The 16,175-nt window shown below is 69.5% G+C and carries 14 protein-coding genes and 2 tRNA genes; 12 read left to right on the top strand and 4 right to left on the bottom strand.

Features of this window, described 5'->3' with window-relative positions:
* The first annotated feature begins 63 nt into the window (after positions 1–63).
* From P9849_RS11265 to P9849_RS11255, 3 genes are all read left to right on the top strand, one after another.
* Positions 64–137 (top strand) — tRNA-Met (locus tag P9849_RS11265).
* A 148-nt stretch (positions 138–285) separates the two neighbouring features.
* A tRNA-Met gene (locus P9849_RS11260) sits at positions 286–359 on the top strand.
* Between the two features lie 169 nt (positions 360–528).
* A complete protein-coding gene (locus P9849_RS11255) occupies positions 529–1,047 on the top strand; it encodes a GNAT family protein (RefSeq protein ID WP_278266881.1) in 519 nt (172 codons plus the stop codon).
* A 197-nt stretch (positions 1,048–1,244) separates the two neighbouring features.
* Here P9849_RS11255 and P9849_RS11250 read toward each other — a convergent pair whose 3' ends face one another.
* Both P9849_RS11250 and P9849_RS11245 read right to left on the bottom strand, forming a co-directional pair.
* Complete coding sequence (locus tag P9849_RS11250; protein ID WP_278266880.1) at positions 1,245–2,054, bottom strand: PspA/IM30 family protein; 810 nt, start codon at positions 2,052–2,054, stop codon at positions 1,245–1,247.
* Positions 2,055–2,162: 108 nt separating this feature from the next.
* The gene (locus P9849_RS11245; RefSeq protein WP_278266879.1) at positions 2,163–4,187 is read right to left on the bottom strand and encodes a TPM domain-containing protein; all 2,025 of its coding nucleotides are present in this window, start codon (positions 4,185–4,187) and stop codon (positions 2,163–2,165) included.
* A 283-nt stretch (positions 4,188–4,470) separates the two neighbouring features.
* On the opposite strand from P9849_RS11245, the gene P9849_RS11240 reads away from it, so the two are divergent.
* From P9849_RS11240 to P9849_RS11215, 6 genes are all read left to right on the top strand, one after another.
* Entirely contained in the window at positions 4,471–6,087 is a 1,617-nt protein-coding gene (locus P9849_RS11240; RefSeq protein ID WP_278266878.1) for a trypsin-like peptidase domain-containing protein, read from the top strand.
* Between the two features lie 218 nt (positions 6,088–6,305).
* Positions 6,306–7,106, top strand: a complete 801-nt coding sequence (locus P9849_RS11235; RefSeq protein ID WP_278266877.1) for an electron transfer flavoprotein subunit beta/FixA family protein — start codon at positions 6,306–6,308, stop codon at positions 7,104–7,106.
* Positions 7,107–7,124: 18 nt separating this feature from the next.
* On the top strand, positions 7,125–8,063 hold the full coding sequence (locus P9849_RS11230; protein ID WP_278266876.1) for an electron transfer flavoprotein subunit alpha/FixB family protein: 939 nt from the start codon (positions 7,125–7,127) through the stop codon (positions 8,061–8,063).
* A 5-nt stretch (positions 8,064–8,068) separates the two neighbouring features.
* On the top strand, positions 8,069–8,830 hold the full coding sequence (locus P9849_RS11225; protein WP_278266875.1) for a PIG-L deacetylase family protein: 762 nt from the start codon (positions 8,069–8,071) through the stop codon (positions 8,828–8,830).
* 102 nt (positions 8,831–8,932) lie between these two features.
* Positions 8,933–9,478, top strand: coding sequence for a gluconokinase (locus tag P9849_RS11220; RefSeq protein WP_278266874.1), 546 nt, complete (start codon positions 8,933–8,935; stop codon positions 9,476–9,478).
* Entirely contained in the window at positions 9,475–10,857 is a 1,383-nt protein-coding gene (locus P9849_RS11215) for a gluconate:H+ symporter (RefSeq protein ID WP_278266873.1), read from the top strand. The genes P9849_RS11220 and P9849_RS11215 overlap by 4 nt, the downstream gene beginning before the upstream one ends.
* 240 nt (positions 10,858–11,097) lie before the next feature.
* On the opposite strand, the gene P9849_RS11210 is transcribed toward P9849_RS11215, so the two are convergent.
* On the bottom strand, positions 11,098–11,565 hold the full coding sequence (locus P9849_RS11210; protein ID WP_278266872.1) for a tRNA (cytidine(34)-2'-O)-methyltransferase: 468 nt from the start codon (positions 11,563–11,565) through the stop codon (positions 11,098–11,100).
* Positions 11,566–11,600: 35 nt separating this feature from the next.
* On the bottom strand, positions 11,601–12,554 hold the full coding sequence (locus tag P9849_RS11205) for a J domain-containing protein (RefSeq protein WP_278266871.1): 954 nt from the start codon (positions 12,552–12,554) through the stop codon (positions 11,601–11,603).
* A gap of 125 nt (positions 12,555–12,679) precedes the next feature.
* Between P9849_RS11205 and P9849_RS11200 the strand changes: the two genes are divergently transcribed.
* The 3 genes from P9849_RS11200 to mnmA all read left to right on the top strand — a co-directional run bounded on the left by P9849_RS11200 (position 12,680) and on the right by mnmA (position 16,126).
* Positions 12,680–13,609, top strand: a complete 930-nt coding sequence (locus P9849_RS11200) for a diacylglycerol kinase family protein (protein WP_278266870.1) — start codon at positions 12,680–12,682, stop codon at positions 13,607–13,609.
* Between the two features lie 44 nt (positions 13,610–13,653).
* A complete protein-coding gene (locus P9849_RS11195; RefSeq protein ID WP_278266869.1) occupies positions 13,654–14,877 on the top strand; it encodes a cysteine desulfurase family protein in 1,224 nt (407 codons plus the stop codon).
* Positions 14,878–15,019: 142 nt separating this feature from the next.
* Positions 15,020–16,126, top strand: coding sequence for a tRNA 2-thiouridine(34) synthase MnmA (mnmA, locus tag P9849_RS11190; protein WP_278266868.1), 1,107 nt, complete (start codon positions 15,020–15,022; stop codon positions 16,124–16,126).
* Positions 16,127–16,175: the final 49 nt, after the last annotated feature.

The raw sequence follows: 16,175 nt of genomic DNA, 5'->3' as shown, positions 1-16,175 counted from the left end.
GGCGCTGATCACGTCACCTCGATTTGGTCTGCGGTTCATCAGCCGGTAGAGTAGTTCATGCGACGCGGGGTGGAGCAGTTCGGTAGCTCGCTGGGCTCATAACCCAGAGGTCACAGGTTCAAATCCTGTCCCCGCAACTGGCAGAAGGCCGGAACCATTGGTTCCGGCCTTCTTGTTTTCCCGATGCTTTTCAGTACTGCGCTTCCGGCGCCCGGAGCATGAGGCGGAGATCACGTGGTCTCGAATTGGTCTGACGGGTCTCAGCGGGTAGCGTGGTGGGTACGACGCGGGGTGGAGCAGTTCGGTAGCTCGCTGGGCTCATAACCCAGAGGTCACAGGTTCAAATCCTGTCCCCGCAACGCGCAAGGGCCGGAACCAATGGTTCCGGCCCTTTTTCATGCCCCGGCACTGGTCGAGCTTGCACTTTCTCGGGAGTCCCGGGGACGGAAGCCCGAGAAAGTGCAATCTCGGCTCCTCCGGGTGGCCTGTCCGCTTGCCGTCCGGCCCGGCGGCGACCAGGATGAGCTGATGACCACCCTGCGCCCCCTCACCCTGAACGATGCCGCCGCCGTCGCCGCCCTGCTCCAAGAGAGCCGCGAGCACCTGGCGCCCTGGGAGCCCGTGCGGCCCGAGGCCTTTTTCACGGAGGAAGGGCAACGCCTGGAGATCCGCGGCGCGCTGGAGGCGCTGGCGCAGGGGAGCAGGGCGCCCTTCGTCATCCTGGACGACGACGGCGCGGTGGCCGGCCGCCTGAACATCAACAACATCGTGCGGGGCGCCTTCGAATCGGGCAGCCTGGGCTACTGGGTCGCCGCCGGGCGCACGGGCCGCGGTCTGGCCGGAAAGGCCGTCGGCGAGGCTGTCGAGCACGGTTTCCGGCACCTGGGGCTCCACCGGCTGGAGGCGGGCACCCTGCTCCACAACGCGGCTTCACAGCGTGTCCTGCTCAAGAACGGCTTCACGGAATTCGGGACGGCGCCCCGGTACCTCAAGATCGAGGGCCGCTGGCAGGACCACCGTCTGTTCCAGCGGCTCAACGAGGGCTGACGCCCGGGGCTCTCCGCGCACTTCGGGCTCTGGGGTGCACCCGGACTCTCCGGCGCGCCGCGGGCCGTCAGGCGTGAGGGAAGCGCGAACACCGACCCCGCGAGCCGGACCCCGTAGACCGACGACAAAGCCCCCGGACCACGAAGGGTCCGGGGGCTCGTCGTCTGAAGGGCACGCCCTTCAGGAGAGTCTGACGCTCAGAGGCGGTCGAAGTCCTCTTCGTTGACGGTGCCTGCGCCCGCCAGCGGCTTGGCGGCCGCAGGCGCGGCCGGGGTGCCGGAGATCGCGGCGGGGCTGCCACCGGCCTTCAGGGCGGCCAGGCGGGCTTCGATCTCGGTCTGCTCGCCGAGGTCCTCGAGCTGGTTGAACTGAGCGTCCAGGCTCGATGCGGCGATTTCCTGCTGACCGAGGACCTTGGCCTCTTCGCGACGGATCTTCTGCTCGAAGCGGCCGACCTCGCTGGTGGGATCCATGATGTCGATGCTGCGGAGCGCGTCGTTGACCTGGGTCTGGGCCTGGGCGGTCTTCGCACGGGCCACGAGTTCATTGCGCTTGGAGGTCAGCTCGTTGAGCTTGCCGCGCATCTGGTCCAGGCCGGTCTTGAGGCGGTCCACCACCTCGGTCTGCGCCGCGATGTTGGGCTCGGCCGCGCGGGCCTCGCTCTCGGAGCTCATCTGACGCTGGATGGCGACCTTGGCCAGGTTGTCGAACTTCTGGGCGTCGGCGGCGTTGCCGGCCGCACGGAACTCATCGGCCTTGCGAGAGGCGGCGAGGGCCTTGTTGCCCCAGTCCTGGGCGTTGCGGACGTCCTCGGCGTGGTCCTGCTCCAGCATGCGGAGGTTGCCGATGGTCTGGGCCACGGCCGACTCGGCTTCCGCGATGTTGTTGGAGTAGTCGCGGACCATCTGGTCCAGCATCTTCTGCGGGTCTTCGGCGGAATCGAGCAGCGCGTTGATGTTCGCCTTGGCCAGCTGCGCGATGCGACCGAAAATGGACTGCTTTGCCATGGTTTTACCTTTCGTGTGGCCCGTGATGCCGAAGGCGGCCGCCGCCGGCGTGGTCATGGACGCGTGGGTGATGTGTGTCTGAAATCGTAGGGTCTGGTCTGACGGGGATCAGAAGCTGCCGCCGCCACCGGAGTCGCCGCCCCAGTCGCCACCGCCGCCGGAGTCGCCCCCACCGAAGCCACCCCAGCCGCCGCCGGAGTCGCCGCCGCCCCAGCCCCCGCCGGAATCGTGGTGGTTGCCGCTGTTCAGGATCGAGTTGATCAGGAGCCCGCCGAGGATCGCGCCTCCCAGTCCGTTGCCGTTGCCTCCGCCGAACATGCCACCGCCGCCGTAGCCGCGCTGGTTCATGCCGAACTGGTCGACGTCGGACTGGGCCAGCTGGGCCGCCTGTCCGGCCAGCGCGTTGGCCTGGTTGGCGTAATTGAGGGCCTGCACTGGATCGCTCTGGGAGATGGAGATGGCGTAGTCGAGATTGCGCTGTGCTTCCGCGAGTCGAGTGCGCGCCTCGGTCCCGACGCCGCCGCGCCGTGCCGCGACGTAGTCGCTCGTGGCGCTGATCTGGGACTGGGCCGTGACGATGCTCTGCTGCAGCGACGCGCGCGCCCGCTGAGCCTGTTCCTGCTGGTCCCGCACGCCCGTGAGGACCTGATCGAGAGCCGCCGTCGAGTTCGACAGCGCCTGCAGGTCCGCTACCGGATCGAGGTGGCCGTCCTGGTAGCGGGCTTTGATCCCGGCCAGTGCCGCCTCCACGCCCGCCACGGGACCATTCAGTTCAGGGTGCTGACCGGTCTGGGCGTAGGCCTTGGCCTGGGCCAGGTCCTGTGCGGCCTGGGACACTGCGGCTTCCAGCGAGGTCTTGGCCTGCGCCAGGTTCTGGTCCACGGAGGAGATGGCCTCGACGAGTTTCTGCGCCTGACCGAGGGCCCCTTCCGCGGCGCGGACCGCGACGGCGGCCTGGCCGCCGTCGCCGGCCTGAAGACGCTCCTCGGCGGTGCCCACGGCGTTGCCGACGAAGTCGAGACGCTCCCGTGCCTGCGCGATGTTGTCCTGGACCTGCGCGAGGGCCGTCGGGGCGTAGCCCTGGCGGAGACCCTCGAGCTTCTGCTCGGCGTCCTGGATGGCCTGGGTGGCCGCGCCGGCGTCGGACTTGATGCGGACCACGGCCTGCGGGGCGTTCTTCTCCAGCTCACGCAGGGAGTCGAAGGACGCCTGCTGATCCTTGAGGGAGGCGATCGCCGCCTCGGAGTAGCCGATGATCTGCGTCAGCCAGGTGCGCTGCTGCTCCGGGGTGTCCGGGATGTGGTCATCCAGCTGCTGCTGGAACTTGAAGGACTCGCTGAGCTGGGCCTTGGCCTGCTGCACCGCCGCGGCGAAGTCCTTCACCGCGTCCGGCCCGAACTGCGCCTCCGCGAAGCCGAGTTCCTGCTCGCTGGACTTGATGGCGTCGTCGGCGGCGATCAGGAGGGGGCCGCTCTCGGCCCGCAGCTGCTCGATGCTCATCCGGGCCAGACGGTCCTGCTCGGTGGGCGCGTTCTCGATGCCGGCGGCCTGTGCGGCCTGACGACGGCGGCGGACCAGCCAGAAGGCGCCGGCGCCTCCGACGACCACCACGGCGCCGCCGACGAGGAACGGCGTGGCGCCGGGGCCGGAGAGCTCCTTGTCCGTCTGCTCGGCGACCGCGACCGCCGCACCGGTGAAGTCAAGCTTGCCCTGGGCCAGCTGCTCCCGTCCTGCCTGGATGATGCTGTCACGCTGGCCGCTGCTGATGGTGCTGCCGGGACCTCGGGTCAAGTAGTACTGGCCTCCGCTGGTGCTCACCGCATAGAGCAGGTCTTTGGAACCCATGCCCTTCTGCTTGCCGACCACCGTGGACCATTTCTGCGGATCGCTCGGGTTGGTGAAGGTATCCACCACTACGACGAAGAGGTTGATCTTCTGGTCCTTGTACAGCTTGCTGATGGCGGACTGCACCTTGCCGTGGTCCAGCTTGTTGCCGGGGTCCACGATGTTCTGTCCCGGACCGATGGTGACGGGGTCGGCCGCCTGCGCGGCTGTGGTGCCGAGGAGGAGAGTGGCCGAGAGGCCCAGCCCCACGGCGAGAATCGTCCTGGCCTGTTTCAACAGGGTGCGCATCCGCTACCTTTCAGCAGTCACGGGACCCGCTGAGGTAGTCGGACCCGCTGCCATGAACGTCCCCAGCCGTACTGTTCAGCCGTTGGCCGCTGTGGCATTTCCTTGATTCTAGGCATGCCCCGAAAGGGGCGTCCATCAAAGGAACTCCGCCCGTGGCGAAAAGGTTCCCCAGCCGGTCGTGTGCCGCGTCTAGGCTTTCAGCAAACAGTCAGCCAGTGCTTTCAGTCCGCTCAGACTCCTTATGGATAGTGGAAGCCAGAAGACGAATCTGAAAGGCAGAACGATGACGGAGAACCCCAGCAACGAGCACGGCGGACCGGCTTCCCAGGAGCCCCGTCCCCAGGAGCACCCGACCATGCCTCTCGAGCACGCCACGGAGCCCACGCAGGCACTCCCGAGCCGCCCGGCCGCCCCGGGGTCTCCTTCTCAGGACCAGCCGCAGGCCCACCAGGCTCCGTACCGGCAGGGCGGTTACCAGCAGCCCCAGCCGCAGCAGCCGCCCCAGCCGGGCTACGCGCCGGGGGCGCCGGCCGCGCCGGCCATGGCGGGCGCCTCGGCGTCGCAGCACGGCGGCACGCACGACGGCGGCGCGCACGGCGCCGGTCCTCAGTTCTACGGCCAGCAGAGCGGCTACCCGCAGCAGCAGGCGGCACCGGCCCAGGCCTACACCACCCAGGGAGCCCAGCCGAAGACGGCGCGGAAGATCGGCGTCGGCACGCTCGTGGCGGCCGTGCTCGCGGCGGGTCTGGTCGGCGGCGCCGTCGGCGTCGGTGGCAACTCCCTGCTCAACGCGGGCCAGCCGGCCGCGGCGACCCAGTCCAACAGCAGTGGACAGGGGGGCATCGTCATCAACAACAAGGACAGCGTCACCGCGGTGACGGCCGCGGCGGCCAAGGCGGCGCCGAGCGTCGTGACCATCGCGGCCAGCGGCGGGAACTCGTCGGGCACGGGATCGGGCATCGTCCTCGACGACCAGGGCCACATCCTCACCAACACCCACGTGGTGACGCTGGACGGCGCCGTCTCCAAGCCCACGGTCGAGGTCCGCACGAGCGGGGGCAAGGTCCTCAAGGCCACCGTGGTCGGCACGGACCCGCTCTCCGACCTCGCGGTCATCAAGGTCGACCCGTCCGGACTGGTCCCCGCCACGCTGGGGGACTCCGGCAAGCTCAACGTCGGCGACACGGCAGTGGCCATCGGCTCGCCGCTCGGTCTCACCAACACGGTGACGGACGGCATCGTCTCCACGCTGAACCGCACGATCTCGGTGCAGTCCTCGGCCGCCCCCTCGGACGGCAGTGACTCGGGCAAGGACGACGGCGGTTACAACTTCGCCCCGCCCTTCGGCCAGAACAAGTCCTCGTCCTCCGGCGGCTCGGTCTACCTCAATGTCATTCAGACGGACGCCGCCATCAACCCCGGCAACTCGGGCGGCGCCCTCGTCAACGGCAAGGGCGAGGTGGTCGGCGTCAACGTCGCCATCGCGACGGCGGGCAGCGGTTCCAGCGATGGCAGCGGCAGCACCGGCAACATCGGCGTCGGCTTCAGCATCCCGATCAACTACGCCAAGCGGATCGCCCAGGACATCATCAAGGACGGCAAGGCGACGCACGGCCAGTTCGGCACCACGGTGCAGAGCCAGGCCGCCGGCTCCGGCGACTCCTCGGCGTTCTCCGTGGGTGGGCTCGTCATGAGCGTCGTGCCGGGTTCCGCGGCCGACAAGGCGGGGATCCGGAAGGGCGATGTGATCACGCAGTTCGCCGGGTACACCATCTCCGATGCGAAGGAACTGACCGCGGCGGTCCGCGAGCAGCCCGCCGGCGGCAAGGCCACGGTGACCGTGGTGCGGAACGGCCAGAGCCAGCAGATCGAGGTGACCCTGGACGCGGCCAAGCAGTAGGCGTCAGGCTCCCCCCTCGCTGTGAGGCCGGGCTCTGTGGCTGGTCGTGGTGACGCACCATGACCGGCGGCAGGACCCGGCCTCCGTCGTGTGGCAAGCTAGGAGATGCAGCCGTCCGTCCGCATCGTCGCGGGCGGATGCGGCTGTCCGCCCCGCGCGGTGATTCCCGTCAGCCAGGGCCTGAACCGAGGCCTGCGTGAGAACACTATGGGAGAACCATGAAGATCGTGGTCTTGGTCAAGCACGTCCCGGACGCTCAATTCGAGCGCCATCTGTCCGGTCCGGGTCACACCGTCGACCGTTCGGAGAGCATCCTGTCCGAGCTCGATGAGTACGCTCTGGAAGCGGCTCTGCAGATCAGCGAGGCGAACGGTGGTGAGAAGGGCGGCAACACCGTGATCGCCCTGACGATGGGCGCCGACGGCGCGTCCAACTCCATCAAGAAGTCCCTCCAGATCGGCGCGTCCGAGGGCTATCACCTGAGCGATCCGGCCCTGGCCGGTTCGGATGCGGCGGCCACGTCCCTCGCCCTCGCGGCGGCGATCCAGCGCATCGCCCAGGACGGTCCCGTGGACCTGGTGATCGGCGGCATGGCCTCCACCGACGGCGAGACCTCGCTGGTCCCGGCGCAGCTGGCCGAACGCCTCGGCTGGGCCTATGTGGGCCACGCCAAGTCCCTCGACGTGAACGGCGCGACGGTCGCCGCGTCCCGTGAGGTGGACGGCTTCGCCGAGACCCTCGAAGCGTCCCTGCCGGCCGTGGTGTCGGTGACGGATCAGATCAACGAGCCCCGGTACCCCAACTTCAAGGGCATCATCGCGGCCAAGCGCAAGAAGACCCACCCCCTCGCGCTGGGCGACCTGGGCCTCGAGGCGGCGTCGGTCGGCGCCGCGGGATCGCTCACGGTCCTGGAGGACGCGCAGGAGCGTCCGGCCCGCACCCAGGGCACCATCATCACGGACGAGGGCGACGCCGGCATCAAGCTGGTCGAGTTCCTGGCCGCCGAGAAGCTGATCTAGCGTTACCAGGAGCGAAACATGGCACATGTCCTTGCAGTCATCACCAGCCCCGATGGCGCCCTCAAGAAGAACCAGCGCGAACTCCTCACCCTCGGCCGCGGCCTGGGTGACGTCTCCGTCGCCCTGATCGGCGACGACGCCGCGGCCACCGAAGCCGCGACGTACGGCGCCGCGGTCACGTACACCGCCCCTGCCGCCGTGAGCGCGCTCGGCGGCTCCGCGCGCGCCGCCTTCGTCGCAGAAGCGGTGTCGCGCTCCGGCGCCGACGTCGTCCTGCTCGAGAACGGCGTCGCGGCCAAGGAACTCGCGGCGAGCCTCGGCGTGAAGCTGAACGCCGGCGTCGTGACCGATGTGGTGTCCCTGAGCACCGACGGCGCGGCCACCAAGTCCGTCCTGGCCGGGTCCTACACCACGGTGGCCCGCGCGCGCACCGCCGTGGCCGTCTACACCGTGAAGGCCCACGCGGTCGAGCCGTCCGAGGCTCCGGTCGAGGGCCGGACCGAGGCGATCGACCTTCCGGAGTCCGCCTACGGCGCGGCGGCCCGCATCACGTCCCGCGAGGCCAAGCCGGCCACGGGCCGCCCGGATCTGGCCGACGCTCGGATCGTCGTGGCCGGCGGCCGCGGCGTGGACGGCGATTTCGGCCCCGTCGAGGAACTCGCCGATCTGCTCGGCGCCGCCGTGGGCGCGTCCCGCGTCGCCACCGACAACGGCTGGATCGGCCACGATTCGCAGGTCGGCCAGACCGGCGTCGTCGTGTCCCCGCAGCTGTACATCTCCGCCGGCATCTCCGGCGCGATCCAGCAGAAGGCCGGCATGCAGACGGCGCAGGTGATCGTCGCGATCAACACCGACGAGGACGCGCCCGTCTTCGAGATCGCCGACTTCGGCATCGTGGGTGACCTGTTCACCGTGCTGCCGCAGGCCAGCGAAGAGATCCGGCGCCGGAGGGGCTGAACCACGTGAGCATCACTCATCACCCGTCCGCTTTCACTCCGCGTGAGGGCGGGCGGGTGCTCTGTTTCACCGCCCACCCGGACGACGTGGACTTCGGCGCGGCCGGCACCATCGCCGCCTGGACCGCCGCAGGGGTGGAGGTCATCTACTGCGTCATGACCGACGGCGACGCCGGCGGCTTCGAGGCCGAGGAGGACATCGCGTCCCGCCGGGTCGAGGAGCAGCGCCGTGCCGCCGCCCTGGTGGGCGTGGAGACGGTCCACTCTCTGCACGAGCGGGACGGGTATCTCGAGCCGACCCACGAGGTCATCAGCCAGGTGGTCGCGCTGATCCGGCAGTACCGGCCGGACGTGGTGCTGACCATGCATCCGGAGCGCAACTGGGAGCGTCTGCAGAAGAGCCACCCGGATCATCTGGCGGCGGGGGAGATCGTGACCCGTGCCGTGTACCCCGCGGCGGAGAACCCCTTCGCGTACCCCGAGCTGGAGGCGCGCGGTCTGCGGGCGTACAAGGTCCCGCAGCTCTGGTTCATGGCGGCGCCGCAGGAGCGGGAGAATCACTTCGTGGATGTCACCGGGACGGTGGACGCCAAGCTGGCCGCTATCCATATCCACGCTTCTCAGCATCCGGATCCCGATGCCATGGACGCCCAGGTCAGGGCTCAGTTGCGGGAGAACGGAGCGCGGACCGAGGCGGGGGACCGCGCCCTGGTCGAGTGCTTCCACGTGGTGTTCGTGAACGCGGAGTCGACGTTCGCCGGCTTCTAAAAATGTGATTTATTCCACTGCGCCATCTTGCGCGAGGAGTAGGCTGGGTCTACAGTTCTAGAGAAATTAAATAATACTTATTCCTCTGAAGGGCAGACCTCAATGGAGAAGACTGCAATCGAGCACCCGGTCCTCGTGATCATGGGTGTCTCGGGCTCCGGCAAGTCGACCGTGGGCGGATTCCTGGCCGGCGCGCTGGGTTGGGAACTCGCCGAGGGCGACGACTTCCACCCCGCGGCCAATGTGGCCAAGATGGCCTCCGGCCAGCCGCTCACCGATGAAGACCGGTGGCCGTGGCTCAACACCATCGCCGATTGGATCCGTAACCGGGACACCCTGGGTGAACCCGGCGTCGTGACGTGCTCGGCGCTCAAGAAGCGATACCGTGACGTGCTCCGCGGCCCGAACGTCGTGTTCGTCTACCTGCATGGCGGCAAGGGCCAGATCTCCGACCGCCTCCAGGCGCGCCACGGGCATTTCATGCCGCCGGAACTCCTCCAGTCCCAGTTCGAGGCTCTCGAAGAGCCCACTGAGGACGAGAACGTCCTGATCGTGGACATCGAGGGGACGCCCGCAGAGGAAGCACACCGCATCATCCAGGGTCTCGGACTGAAGCCCACCCCGTATGGAGAGGCAGAAATCGCATGAACACGACGGCGTGGACAGGGCATGACACTCAGCTCATCATCGTGGCGCTCATCGGCATCGCCGCGATCGTCCTCCTCATCACCAAACTCAAGGTCCACCCCTTCCTGGCGCTCGTGCTGGGATCGGCATTCGTGGGCCTGGCGTCCGGCGTCGAGCTGGACAAGGTCATCAAGAACTTCGAAGAAGGCGTGGGCGGTGTCCTCAAGGAGGTCGGCCTCCTGATCGCCCTGGGCGCCATGCTCGGGAAGCTCCTCGCGGACTCCGGCGGCGCCAACCGGGTGGTCGACACCCTGCTGGACAAGGCCAAGGGCAACAAGCTCGTCTGGATGATGACCCTCGTCGCGGTCATCATCGGCCTGCCGATGTTCTTCGAGATCGGTCTCGTGCTGCTGCTTCCCGTGATCGTGCTGGTCGCCCAGCGCTCGGGGCTCAAGCTCATGCGCGTCGCGATCCCGGCTCTGGCCGGCCTGTCCGTCCTCCACGGTCTGGTCCCGCCGCACCCGGGTCCGCTCGTGGCCATCGCCGCACTGAAGGCCGACCTCGGCCTCACCCTCATCTTCGGCCTCACGGTCGCCGTTCCCACGGTCATCATCTGTGGTCCGCTGTTCTCCAAGCTCGCGGCCCGCTGGGTCCCGGTGGACGCTCCGGCCGTGGCCGGCGGCATCGACACCCAGCACGGTCCGGACCTCAGCGAGGTCAAGCGCGTGCCGAGCTTCGGGATCACCCTCTTCACCATCGTGTTCCCGGTCATCCTGATGCTCTTCAAGGCGATCGTGGACATCGTGACGCCGGCCAAGGACCCGTCGGCTCTCCGGGTCTTCGCCGACTTCATCGGTCAGCCCCTCGTGGCCATGACCCTGGCCGTCCTCCTGGCCATGGTGACCTTCGGCTACGCGGTCGGCTTCACCGGGTCCACCATCACCTCCAAGCTCGGCGCCAGCCTGGGCCCCATCGCCGCGATCATCCTGATCGTCGGCGCGGGCGGCGGCTTCAAGCAGACCCTCATCGGCGCCGGGGTGGGTGACGCGGTGGCCAAGTGGGCGACCGGAGCCAACATCTCGGTCCTCGTGCTCGGCTTCCTCATCGCGGTCGCCCTGCGCCTGGCGACCGGTTCGGCCACCGTGGCCACGGTCACCGCGGCGGGCATCGTGGCGCCGCTCGCCAGCAGCCTGTCCCCGGGGCACGCCGCGCTCCTGGTCCTCGCGATCGGCGCGGGCTCGCTCTTCCTCTCGCACGTCAACGACGCCGGCTTCTGGCTCGTGAAGGAGCTGTTCGGCCTCACCGTGGGTCAGACGTTCAAGACCTGGTCCGTGATGGAGACCCTGATCTCCGTGGTCGGCTTCGTCTGCGTCATGCTGCTCTCCTTCGTGGTCCCGTAGCGCCAGGCCGACATGGCTGGGCCCTCGACGGGTCCGACGGCGGGGCCCACGTCGGCGAGGGCCCCGACCCGCAGCGAAGCAAGGGTCGGGAGCCGATGGGGACGGGTGGTCACCTATTCCGGGTGGCCACCCGCCGTCGTCGTTTAAGCCGATCGACTGCTCCACACGAGGTCATTCCAGGGTCCCGGAGGCCCGGAAACGGCATCGTGTGGAGCAGTCGATCGGAGGGGGGAGCAGGGATCAGAGCTGGGCGCCCTGGAAGCCGTTCTGACGCCAGGCCTCGAAGAGGACGATCGACGCCGAGTTCGCGAGGTTCAGCGAGCGGCGCGAGGGCAGCATGGGGATCCGCACCCGCGAGGTCACGTGAGGGTCGTCCTTCACCTCGCGCGGCAGGCCGACCGATTCCGGGCCGAACATCAGCACGTCGCCCGGCAGATAGTCGACATCCGTGTAGGAGGTCTCGCCGTCGCTCGTGAACGCGAAGACGCGGCGCGGCTTGAGAGCCTCCCAGGCCGCCTCGAGCGTGGGGTGGACCGTCACGACGGCGAGGTCGTGGTAGTCGAGCCCGGCGCGGCGCAGTTTGGCGTCGTCGAAGTCGAATCCGAGAGGTTCCACGAGGTGGAGCTCCGCCCCGGAGATGGCCGCCAGACGAATGGCGTTGCCGGTGTTGCCAGGGATTTCGGGGGTGTAGAACAGGATGCGGAACACCCGATCATCCTATCCGGACGGAGGGGACGGCCCGCTCAGTGCATCCCGCGGATGAGCCGGGCGAGCGACGGCACGTGCACCACGTTCGGCTGCGGCCCGCCGCCCAGGAACTCCCGCAACCCGCGGATGGTCCCGGCAGCGTTGCCCACTTCCACGCCTCCCGTGACGCCCGGCCTGCGGTCGATCACGGGTTCGTGCAGATTGTCCCCGGGGCCGAGAACCATGGTCCAGCCCGTGACGTGGAGCTCCGGGAAGAGGTCCTGCAGATGGCGCACCGAGTGGGCGAGCAGCGGCGGCAGCACCGACCGTCCGCCGTGCAACAGGCTCTCCCCGTCCCAGGCATAGGCGCCGTGAGGCAGCACCATCGAATCGATCAGGGCCAGACGGTACCCGGCGAGGATCGCGTGATCGATGTGCGTTCTGCCGTCCGGGGCCTTCAGGCCGTTGATCAGTCGCGCGGACGGCTGCTGGGCCACCACGTGGCGCAGCAGGAGCTGCATCGTCCGCTGCTCCCGCCGGATGCGCGCCTCGGCCCCGAAGATGCCGCGTTTCCGGGGCAGCCCGTGCATCTGGAGCCGGGCGAGATCCTCGGGCAGCAGCGTCCCCGGAGCATCGAGCGGGGGAGCGAAGACCGCAGTGTCGGAAGCCTTGGGCCGCGGACCGGAGGAACGTGTGGTGGCGTGAGAGTCGGTGCCCGCCTCCCAGGCCGTGGAGAATCCGTTCCGGGACGGGCTGCCCCAGGCACCCTGGCCGTCGGCTTGGCCCCCGCCTTGTCCCGCGCCGTAGCTCGCGTCGTATCGCGCCCGGGACTGATCGTCGACCAGGATCTCGTAGGCGAGCGTGACGGCACGGAAGCGCTCGGGATCGCCGCCCCGGTCCGGGTGGGTCAGTCGGGCGGCCTTGCGGTAGGCGACCTTGATCTCCTGGGTGCTGGCCGTCATGGCCACGCCCAGAACCTGGTAGTGGTTCTCACCAGGTACTGCGGTCATCAGCACTGCCTTTCCTGTCCGACGTTCCTGTCCGTCGTCCCATTCCGCCGGGGCCATCCCGCGATCGCCGGGTGGTGGTGCAACGAATCGTTCGCCGGGCCGGTTCCTGGCGTGCACAATAAAGCGTGATCAATCGCCCGCGCCCCGTCAAACCACGGCCCCTGGAGGGCGTGAGGCTCGCCGTCCTGGTCAATCCCTCGGCCGGCAGCCGGCAGGGGATGCTCCGGGCGGCCCGCGCGGTCGCGGTCCTGCAGGAGGCCGGCGCCCGGACCACGGTGCTGTCGGCCGCGGACCCGGACACCCTCGCCGCGATGGCCGACGACGCCGCCTCCTCCGCCGATGCGCTCGTCGCCGTCGGCGGGGACGGCATGGTCCAGGCCGGCGCCGAGGCCGCCCTCCGGAGCGGGCTCCCCCTCGGCATCATCCCGGCCGGCACGGGGAACGACGCGGCCCGGGCCCTCGGAGTGCCTCGCCGGGGTGACGCGGCGGTCCAGCGGCTTCTCGGTGTCTGGGCCTCGGGAGGCAGGGCGGTGGACGTCGCTCGCGTGGATCTGCCCGACGGAGCCGTGCGGCACTACGTGACCGCGCTCGCGGCCGGCTTCGACGCCGTCGTGAACCGGCAGGCCAATGAGTGGACCCGCCCGCGGGGAACGCTGAGGTATGTGGCGGCCATCTTCCGCCGCATCGGGGGATTCCGCCCGGTGCACTACCGCTTGCGGGTGGACGGCGTCACCGAGGAGACCGACGCCGTCATCCTCACGGTGGCGAACGGCTCGTCCTTCGGCGGAGGGCTGAGGATCGCTCCCCGGGCCGTGCCGGACGACGGGATGCTGGACCTGGTCACCGTCGCGCCGATCTCCCGGCTCCTCCTGGTGCTGATCTTCCCTCTCGCCTTCTTCGGCCTGCATGTACTGCACCCGGCCGTGACGGTGCGCCGGGTGCGGGAGGTGCGGCTGGAATCCGGCGGTCCCGTGTGCCACGCGGACGGGGAAGCCCTCGCCGCGCCACCCCTCACCGTCACGGTGCTGCCCGGGGCGCTGCGCGTGCTCGTCTGACGGCCGGCGCTCCGCGGCCGTCACGGCGGACTTAAACTGGTGATGTGCCTGTCTATCTCGACCATGCCGCCACCACCTCCCTCCATCCCGCCGCGCTCGCAGCCATGACGCGTGAGCTGACGCGCACCGGCAACCCGTCCTCGCTGCACGGCGCGGGACGCCGGGCCCGGAGCGCCGTCGAGGAGGCCCGCGAGGCCATTGCCGCGGCCGGTGGCGGGCACTCGTCCGAGGTGATCTTCACCTCGGGCGGCACTGAAGCGGACAATCTGGCGGTCAAGGGGCTCTTCTGGCAGCGCCGGGCCGAGGATTCCCGCCGGGTGCGCATCCTGTGCTCGACGATCGAGCACCACGCCGTCCTGGACACGGTCGAGTGGCTGGAGCGTCACGAGGGCGCCGAGGTGACCTGGCTCCCCGTGGACGGGGAGGGCCTCCTGGATCTGGCGGCCCTGGAAGCGGAACTTCAGCGAGACCCGGAGTCGATCGCGCTCGTCACCGTCATGTGGGCCAACAACGAAGTGGGGACCATCCAGCCGATCCGGCGGGTGGTGGAACTCGCGCAGGCCGCCGGGGTCCCGGTGCACTCCGACGCCGTGCAGGCGTTCGGCGCGCTGCCGCTGGGATTCCGGGACTCCGGGCTGGCCGCCATGAGCGTCAGCGGCCACAAGATCGGGGGGCCAGTGGGCGTCGGGGCGCTGTTCCTGCGCCGCGACGTGAAACTGGTCCCCGTGCAGCACGGCGGGGGACAGGAACGCGATGTGCGGTCCGGCACGCTGGACACCGCCTCGATCGTGGGTTTCGCAGCGGCCGCGACCGCCTGCGCGCAGGCGTTGGACGAGGAAGGTGCCAGGCTCTCCGCGCTCCGCGACCGTCTCATCGAGGGTGTTCGGGCCGCTGTGCCCGAGGCCGTTCTCCGCGGCGCGCCGGGCCCGGGACGCCTTCCGGCCAACGCGCATTTCACGTTTCCGGGCTGTGAAGGGGATTCGCTGCTCTTCCTGCTCGACATGTCCGGCGTCGAGAGTTCGACCGGTTCCGCGTGCACCGCGGGCGTTCCGCGACCGTCCCATGTGCTGCTGGCGATGGGGCTCAACGAGGAGACGGCGCGCGGCGCCCAGCGGTTCAGCCTGGGGCACACGACGACGGACGCCGACGTCGACGCCCTGCTCAAGGCCCTGCCGGGCGCGTTCGCCCAGGCTCGCAAGGCGGGCATGGCCGGTCATGAGTCGAGCATCCAGACGGCCGCGACGGTCGCGCGGGGGAGTGGAGCCTGAGCGGTCGCGGGCTTTTCCGGGAATACCGCTCAGCCGGGGGCGTTAAGATGGAAGTACGCGCAGACCGCTCGCGGTGCGCGTCCTTCCACGCTCCCTCCCCGAGAAACCTGATGAGAAAGCCGGTATGCGAGTTCTAGCAGCCATGAGTGGCGGAGTCGACTCCGCCGTCGCCGCAGCACGGGCGGTCGAGGCCGGCCACGACGTCGTCGGCGTACACCTCGCGCTGTCCCGCATGCCCGGCACGCTGCGGACCGGAAGCCGCGGCTGCTGCACGATCGAGGACTCCCGCGACGCCTACCGCGCCTGCGACGTGCTCGGCATCCCGTACTACGTGTGGGATTTCTCGGAGCGGTTCAAGGAGGACGTGGTCCAGGACTTCATCGACGAGTACGCCGCGGGCCGCACCCCGAACCCGTGCATGCGCTGCAACGAGCGCATCAAGTTCGCCGCGCTCCTCGAGAAGGCCGTCGCCCTCGGCTTCGACGCCGTCTGCACGGGGCATTACGCCAAGGTGATCGAGGACGAGAACGGCAACCGCGAACTTCACCGCGCCGCCGATTGGGCCAAGGACCAGTCCTACGTCCTGGGCGTGCTCACCCACGAGCAGCTCAAGCACGCCATGTTCCCGCTGGCCGAGACCCCGTCCAAGGCCGAGGTCCGGGCCGAGGCGGAGCGCCGCGGCCTCTCCGTGGCCAACAAGCCGGACAGCCACGACATCTGCTTCATCCCCGACGGCGACACCGCCGGCTGGCTCGCTGAGAAGATCGAGATGGAGCCGGGGGACATCCTGGACGAGACCGGCGCGAAGGTCGGCGAGCACGGCGGCGCCAACGCGTTCACCGTCGGACAGCGCCGCGGCCTCAAGCTGGGCCGCCCGGCGCCCGACGGCAAGCCGCGCTTCGTTCTCGAGATCCGGCCCAAGGAGAACACCGTGGTGGTGGGTCCGCAGGCCCTCCTGGCCATCGACGAGATCCGCGGCATCAAGATCTCATGGGCCGGCCTCCCGATCGCCGAGGTCGCCACGGGCGAGGACTTCCCCTGCCACGCCCAGGTCCGGGCGCACGGCGACCCCGTCCCGGCCCGTGCGCGGGTCGAGGAGCGCGACGGCGTGCCGCAGCTCGTTGTGACGCTCGACGAGGCTCTCCGCGGCGTCGCCCCCGGCCAGACAGTGGTCCTCTACCAGGGCTCGCGCGTGCTGGGTCAGGCGACCATCGACAAGGCCCGTTCCCTGCAGCGCGCCGAACTCTGAGGCGGGGCGCCGGGAGGGCGGGCTTGAGGACCTTCGGGGTCCCGCCTCG

The organism is Arthrobacter sp. Y-9 (assembly GCF_029690065.1).
Taxonomy (GTDB): Bacteria; Actinomycetota; Actinomycetes; order Actinomycetales; family Micrococcaceae; genus Arthrobacter_E.
This window is presented reverse-complemented; position numbering and strand designations above follow the sequence as displayed.